Source organism: Actinoplanes sp. NPDC051633 (assembly GCF_040681735.1).
Classification (GTDB): domain Bacteria; phylum Actinomycetota; class Actinomycetes; order Mycobacteriales; family Micromonosporaceae; genus Actinoplanes.
The window spans coordinates 1-6,650 of sequence record NZ_JBFAZH010000359.1 but is presented as its reverse complement, the minus strand read 5'-3'; the positions used below and the strand labels follow the sequence as shown (position 1 = coordinate 6,650).

Annotated in this window: 5 protein-coding genes; all 5 read left to right on the top strand. The window is 73.0% G+C overall.

Annotated elements, in window-relative coordinates:
* The coding region (locus tag AB0M20_RS20460; RefSeq protein WP_364300315.1) for a DUF5691 domain-containing protein at window positions 1-1,235 on the top strand (1,235 nt) is incomplete at its 5' end.
* A complete protein-coding gene (locus AB0M20_RS20455; RefSeq protein ID WP_364300313.1) occupies window positions 1,232-2,293 on the top strand; it encodes an AAA family ATPase in 1,062 nt (353 codons plus the stop codon). The genes AB0M20_RS20460 and AB0M20_RS20455, both read left to right, overlap by 4 nt.
* Window positions 2,286-4,619 (top strand): DUF5682 family protein, encoded by a 2,334-nt coding sequence (locus tag AB0M20_RS20450; protein WP_364300311.1) that lies wholly within the window; start codon window positions 2,286-2,288, stop codon window positions 4,617-4,619. The genes AB0M20_RS20455 and AB0M20_RS20450 overlap by 8 nt, the downstream gene beginning before the upstream one ends.
* Window positions 4,616-5,791, top strand: a complete 1,176-nt coding sequence (locus tag AB0M20_RS20445; RefSeq protein ID WP_364300309.1) for a VWA domain-containing protein — start codon at window positions 4,616-4,618, stop codon at window positions 5,789-5,791. Before AB0M20_RS20450 ends, AB0M20_RS20445 begins: the two co-directional genes overlap by 4 nt.
* Window positions 5,792-6,032: 241 nt before the next feature.
* The gene (locus AB0M20_RS20440) at window positions 6,033-6,635 is read left to right on the top strand and encodes a dihydrofolate reductase family protein (protein ID WP_364300307.1); all 603 of its coding nucleotides are present in this window, start codon (window positions 6,033-6,035) and stop codon (window positions 6,633-6,635) included.
* Window positions 6,636-6,650 lie beyond the last annotated feature (15 nt).

Here is a 6,650-nt window from a genome sequence, read left to right as displayed (position 1 = left end):
GCGCCCAGATCGCTCAGGAGATCCTCGCGCAGTGGCTGGAGCTGGCCGCCGCGCACGGCGGGCACGTTCCACCCGAGGCGCTGCCCGCGCTGCTCGACGCGGGCCGCCGCAACGGCTCGATCCGCGGCGCGCTTGGCAAGGTGGGCGGGCAGCGCGGCGCCTGGCTGGCGGCCATGCGCGACGACTGGCGGTGGCTGCTCGACCAGGCACCGGCCGGTGTCCTCGCCGACTGGGAGACGGGTTCGCCGGGCGAGCGGCTCGCCTACCTGTTGCAGCTGCGCCACACCGACCCGCCCGCCGGGCGCACCCTGCTGGAGACGGCCTGGAGCGGCGAGTCGTCGGACGACCGCGTCCGCTTCCTCGGCGCCCTCGAGATCGGGCTCGAGATCGACGACGACCCGCTGCTCGAGCAGGCCCTCGACGATCGGCGCCGCGAGGTGCGCGAGGCGGCGCTCGAGCTGCTGCGCCGGCTGCCCGGCTCCGGGCTCGGCCGGCGGATGACCGAGCGGGCGATGCGTGCCGTCCGGCTGGAGCGCCGGCTGATCGGCCGCGACCGGCTGATCGTCGAGCCGCCCGAGGATCTCGATCAGGATCTGCGCCGCGACGGTGTCAGCGCCTCGCCCGCCCGCGGCATCGGGATCGGCGCGTGGCTGCTCGAGGAAGTGGTGGCCGGCACCCCGCTGGATGCCTGGCACGGCTTCGGGCGCAGCCCGGCCGCCGTGGTCGAGCTGGCCCGGGGGAACGACTGGGAGACCGCGCTGCTGCACGGCTGGGCCAAGGCGGCGATCGCTCAGCGCGACCCGGCGTGGGCCGGTGCGCTGGTCGCCAACGACGCCAGGTCGGACGGGCCGGCGTTGCGGGAGGCGGTGCGCTGGGATCTGCACCTGATCCTGCCGCCGGACGAGCTGGCCCGGATCGCCGCCGACTTCCTGCGCCGCGAGGATCATCTGGCCAACCGGTTGCTGGCCGTCCATCAGGGCGACTGGCCGGCCGAGCTGGCGGTGACCGTGATCGAGACGATAGCGCGGCGTGCGCGTACCGATCGGCACAGCTGGCAGCTCTCGGAGTTGTGCCGGTCGGCGGCGTTGTCCATGCCGCCGCGGTATGCGGGGCACGTCGCCCGGCTGGCCGAGGAGCTCGAGCGTGAGCCGGCCACGTCCGCGCGCACCCGTCCGGTGGCCGAGCTGGCTCGTACCCTCACCTTCCGCAACGAGATGCACCTGGAGTTCGAGTGACCGTTCTGCGCCAGCACGCCGAGGACCAGTACGCCGAGGAGCTGGCCCTGCTGGCCGGCTCCGACGACCGCCCGCGTCCGCCCGGCTGGCGGCTGTCGCCGTCGGCCGTGGTGACCTACCTGCTCGGCGACGGCGCGAAAATCACCCCGAAGTACGTCGGGCCGCGGCGGTTGATGGAGGTGGCGGTGTCCACTCTGGTCACCGACCGCGCGCTGCTGCTGCTCGGCGTGCCGGGCACGGCGAAAACCTGGGTGTCCGAGCATCTCGCGGCGGCCATCTCGGGCGACTCGACGCTGCTGGTGCAGGGCACGGCGGGCACGGCGGAGGAGGCGATCCGGTATGGCTGGAACTACGCGCGGCTGCTCTCCGACGGGCCGAGCGAGGCGGCGCTGGTGCCCAGTCCGGTGATGCGGGCGATGCGGACCGGCACGATCGCCCGCGTCGAGGAGCTGACCCGGGTGCCGTCCGACGTGCAGGACGCGCTGATCACCGTGCTGTCGGAGAAGACCCTGCCGGTGCCGGAGCTGAACACCGAGGTGCAGGCGCAGGCCGGGTTCAACCTGATCGCCACGGCGAACGACCGCGACCGCGGGGTGAACGAGCTGTCCAGCGCGCTGCGGCGGCGGTTCAACACCGTTGTGCTGCCGGTCCCGGCGTCGGCCGACGAGGAGGTGGAGATCGTCGCGCGGCGGGTGGCGCAGCTCGGCAAGTCGCTGGCTCTGCCCGAGGTGCCGGCTGCGATGGAGGAGATCCGGCGGGTGGTCACGGTGTTCCGGGAGCTGCGGTCGGGGATGACCGAGGACGGGCGGACGAAGCTGAAGTCGCCGACCGGCACGCTGTCCACGGCGGAGGCGATCTCGGTGATCACCAGTGGCCTGGCGCTGGCCGCCCACTTCGGTGACGGGCGGCTGCACGCGACCGACGTGGCGTCCGGGATCGTCGGCGCGGTGATCAAGGACCCGGTCTCCGACGACGTGGTCTGGCGGGAGTATCTGGAGACGGTCGTGCGGGAGCGTTCCGACTGGCGTGACTTCTACCGCGCGGCGCGCGATGCCTGAGAGGTTCTACGGGATCCGGCATCACGGGCCGGGCTCGGCGCGGGCGGTGGTGCGGGAGCTCGACCGGGAGCCGCCGTCGATCCTGCTGATCGAGGGGCCACCGGAGGCGGACGACCTGGTCCGATGGGTCCGGGACGAGGGCCTGGTGCCACCGGTCGCCCTGCTGGGATACGCCGCGGACGACCCGCGGCGCGCGGCGTTCTGGCCGTTCGCGGTCTTCTCGCCGGAGTGGCAGGCCATCCGCTGGGCGGTCACCCGCGACGTGCCGGTCCGCTTCTTCGACCTGCCCTACGGCTACCGCCTGTCCAGATCACGCGCGCCGACGCCCGGCCGCACCACCACGCCGCCGCCGGGCGAGGGCGAAGACGTCGCTGCGCCGGCCCGGGAGGACGGTGGTGAGCCGGGCGGGCTGCCGGATGCCGCCGGCGAAGAGCCCGGTGGTGGGGACGGCGCACCGGCGGAGCCCTTGCGACCGGTGGACCCGATCGGGGAGCTCGCCAAGGCGGCCGGCTATGACGATCCCGAGCGGTGGTGGGAGGACGTCGTCGAGCATCGCGGGATGCCGGCGTTCGAGGCCGTCGCCGAGGCGATGACCGCCATCCGGGAGGCCTCGCCCGAGGATCCCGAGGATCTGGTGCGTGAGGCCTACATGCGGACCGTGCTGCGGGAAGTGCGCAAGTCGCACGAGGACATCGCCGTCGTGTGCGGGGCCTGGCACGTGCCCGCGCTGCTGCGCAAGGTGGCCGTCAAGGATGACGCCGCGCTGCTCAAGGGGCGGAAGAAGAGCAAGGTCGCCTTCACCTGGGTGCCGTGGACCTACGGGCGGCTGGCGTCGTGGTCCGGGTATGGGGCCGGCGTGCGCTCGCCCGGCTGGTATCACCATCTCTTCGCCACCTCCGAGGACGTGGTGCCCCGGTGGCTTGTCGACGCGGCCCAGGTGCTGCGGGCCGAGGGGGTGCCGACGTCTTCCGCGCACGTCATCGAGGCGACCCGGCTGGCCGAGGCACTGGCCGGGCTGCGCGGGCGGCCGCTGGCCGGGCTGGCCGAGGTCACCGAGGCGGCCGAGGCCGTGATGTGCGACGGCGAGCGGCTGCGGGTCGAGCTGATCGGCCGCAAGCTGGTGGTCGGTGAGCGGCTCGGTGCGGTGCCCGAGGAGATGCCCGCCGTACCCCTCGCCAAGGATCTCGCCGCGCAGCAGCGCAGCCTGCGGCTCAAGCCCGAGGCTCTCGAACGCACCTTGGAGCTGGACCTGCGCCGCGACATCGACCTCGGCCGCAGCCGCCTGCTGCACCGGCTCCGCACCCTGGACGTGCCGTGGGGCGAGCCCGAGGCCGGGCGCCGGGGCACCGGCACGTTCCGCGAGCAGTGGAAGCTGCGCTGGCAGCCGGAGTTCGCGATCAGCCTGGTCGAGGGCAGCATGTGGGGCACCACGGTGACGGCCGCGGCCACCGCGCGGGTCACCGACCGCGCCCGCAAGGCGGAGACTCTCGCCGACGTCACGGCGCTGGTCGAGGTGTGTCTGCTCGGCGATCTCGCGGACGCGTACCCGCCGGTCCTGGCCGCGCTGGACACCCGCGCCGCGCTGGACGCCGACGTCAACCACCTGATGGCCGCCCTGCCCGCGCTGGCGCGGAGCCTGCGCTACGGCGACGTGCGCCGCACCGACGTGGCCGGGCTGGCCGCGGTGACCGAGAGCCTGCTCAGCCGGATCCGGGCCGGGCTGCCCGCCGCGGTCGGTTCGCTCGGCGACGAGGCGGCCAAGGAGCTGCGCAAGCACCTCGACGGGGTGCATTCGGCGATCGCGCTGCTCGACGACCAGTCGATGCGGGAGCGCTGGGACGCCACGCTGGTTTCGCTGGCCGACCGCGCCGACCTGCACGGGCTGCTGGCCGGGCGGCTGACACGGCTGCTGCTGGACGCGGGGAAGTTCGAGCCGGACGAGGTGCGGCGACGATTGCGGCTGCCGCTGACCGTGGGCACGCCACCGGCGCACGCGGCGGCGTGGGTGGAGGGCTTCCTGTCCGGCGGCGGGCTGCTGCTGGTGCACGACGACGCCCTGCTGGAGTTGCTCGACGACTGGCTGGCGGACATCGCCACGGAGTCGTTCGACGACGTGCTGCCGTTGCTGCGGCGGACATTCGGCGCCTTCGCGGCCGGCGAGCGCCGGGCGATCGGCGAGCGCATCGCGGGTCCGCGGGCCGCCGCCGGCGACACCGGCGCGACGCTGGACCACGATCGGGCCGCACTGGCGCTGCCGACACTGAGCATGCTGCTCGGCCGGGAGATCAGCCGGGAGATGGGCCGGGACATCGGAGGCGAGCGATGACCGACGACGACGGCGAGCGGCGGGAACGGCTCCGGCGCTGGCGGCTGGTGCTGGGCGGACCGGCCGAGGAGGCGCTCGGGAAGGCGGAGGGCCGCGACGGTCAGATGGACGCGGCGATGGCGGCGCTATACGACGGCGCGGGTGACGAGGACGGCGAGCAGCGGTCCAAGCGGTCGGCCGGCCTGGGCTCCTCGGCGCCTCGGGTGGCGCGGTGGCTCGGCGACATCCGGGAGTACTTCCCGAGCACGGTCGTGCAGGTGATGCAGCAAGACGCGATCGAGCGGCTGGATCTGCATCGGCTGCTGATGGAGCCCGAGATGCTGCAGGCGGTGGAGCCGGACGTGCACCTGGTCGGCACGCTGCTCTCCCTCAACCGGGTGATGCCCGACGAGACCAAGGAAGCGGCCCGGCAGGTCGTCCGGACGGTGGTCGACGACCTGGAGAAGCGGATCGAGCAGAAGACACGCGCGGCGGTGACCGGTGCGCTCAACCGGGCGTCGCGGATCAACCGGCCGCGGCACGCCGACATCGACTGGGACCGCACGATCCGCGCGAACCTCAAGCACTATCAGCCCGAGCACCGCACGGTGATCCCGGAGCGGCTGGTCGGCTACGGGCGGCGGACCAGCGCGGTGCAGCGGGACGTGATCCTGTGCGTGGACCAGTCCGGCTCGATGGCCTCGTCGGTGGTCTTCTCCGGGGTGTTCGCGGCGGTGCTGGCGTCGATGCGGTCGCTGCGGACGTCGCTGGTCGTCTTCGACACGTCGGTGGTCGACCTGACGGAGCAGCTCAACGACCCGGTCGAGGTGCTGTTCGGCACGCAGCTCGGCGGCGGCACGGACATCAACCGGGCGATCGCCTACAGCCAGCAGTTGATCACCCGGCCGCGGGACAGCATCTTCGTGCTGATCAGCGACCTCTACGAGGGCGGCGTGCGCGAGCAGATGCTGCGCCGGGTGGCGGAGATGACGGCGGCGGGCGTGCAGGTGGTGGTGCTGCTGGCGTTGTCGGACGAGGGCGCGCCGGCCTACGACCACGAGAACGCCGCGGCGCTGGCCGCGCTCGGGGTTCCGGCTTTCGCCTGCACCCCGGACGCCTTCCCGGATCTGATGGCGGCCGCCATCCAGCGCCGGGACCTGAAGTCCTTCGCGGAACGCTTCGCCAACCGCTGAGCCCGCTACAGCGACTGTGCCGCGCTCGCCGTGCTTACCCAGCGCACTCGTTCCGGGAAGTTGCCGCCGGTTTTGCCGGTGGCATGCCTTGTGCCCGTGCATCCCGGGCAGGGATTCTGGGCCGCGATATTTCCAACGGGCTCGATCGTGAAGCGACGCCACGCGAGACGGTGAAGGAAAGAGCCAGCCGCATGGCGGCATCCTCAGCAATGAGGGAGACATGCGAGGAGAGGCAGGACCCGTGGGAATCGTGCAGGCACAGGCGATCATGTCCCTGGATGGGTACGTCGCCAAGCCGGACAACACCATCGGCCCGTTGTTCGACTGGTTGCAGAACGGCGAGGTGGCCATCCCGACGCCCGCCGGCGACTTCACCGTGCACCTGACCGCACCGAGTGCGGAGCATTGGCGGCGGTGGGCGTCCTCGCTCGGTGCGCTGGTCTGCGGCCGGACGCTGTTCGACGTGGCCGAGGGCTGGCACGGCCGGCACACCCTGGACGTCCCCATCGTCGTGGTGACGCACCGGGTCCCCGCCGACTGGGTCGAGGCCCACCCCGGCGCGCCCTTCACCTTCGTGACCGACGGCGTGGAGGCCGCGATCGCCCGGGCGAAGGAGCTCGCCGGGGATCGCGTCGTCGCCGTCGCCGGGGGCACCATCGCGCGGCAGTGCCTCGATCTGGGATTGCTGGACGAGGTGGCCGTCGACCTCGTGCCGGTGGTGATGGGTGCGGGCAACCGGCCGTTCTTCGGCGAACTCGCCGCAACCGATGTCCTGCTCGGCAACCCGACCGTCTGCGTGCAGGGCGACCGGGTCCTCCACCTCGTCTTCCCGGTGCAGCGGTGACCGGACGCCGTCCGG

Excerpts from the sequence above, each read along its gene's own strand:
- AB0M20_RS20445 (WP_364300309.1), top strand. The coding sequence starts at position 4,616 with ATGACCGACGACGACGGCGAGCGGCGGGAACGGCTCCGGCGCTGGCGG.
- AB0M20_RS20450 (WP_364300311.1), top strand. The coding sequence starts at position 2,286 with ATGCCTGAGAGGTTCTACGGGATCCGGCATCACGGGCCGGGCTCGGCG.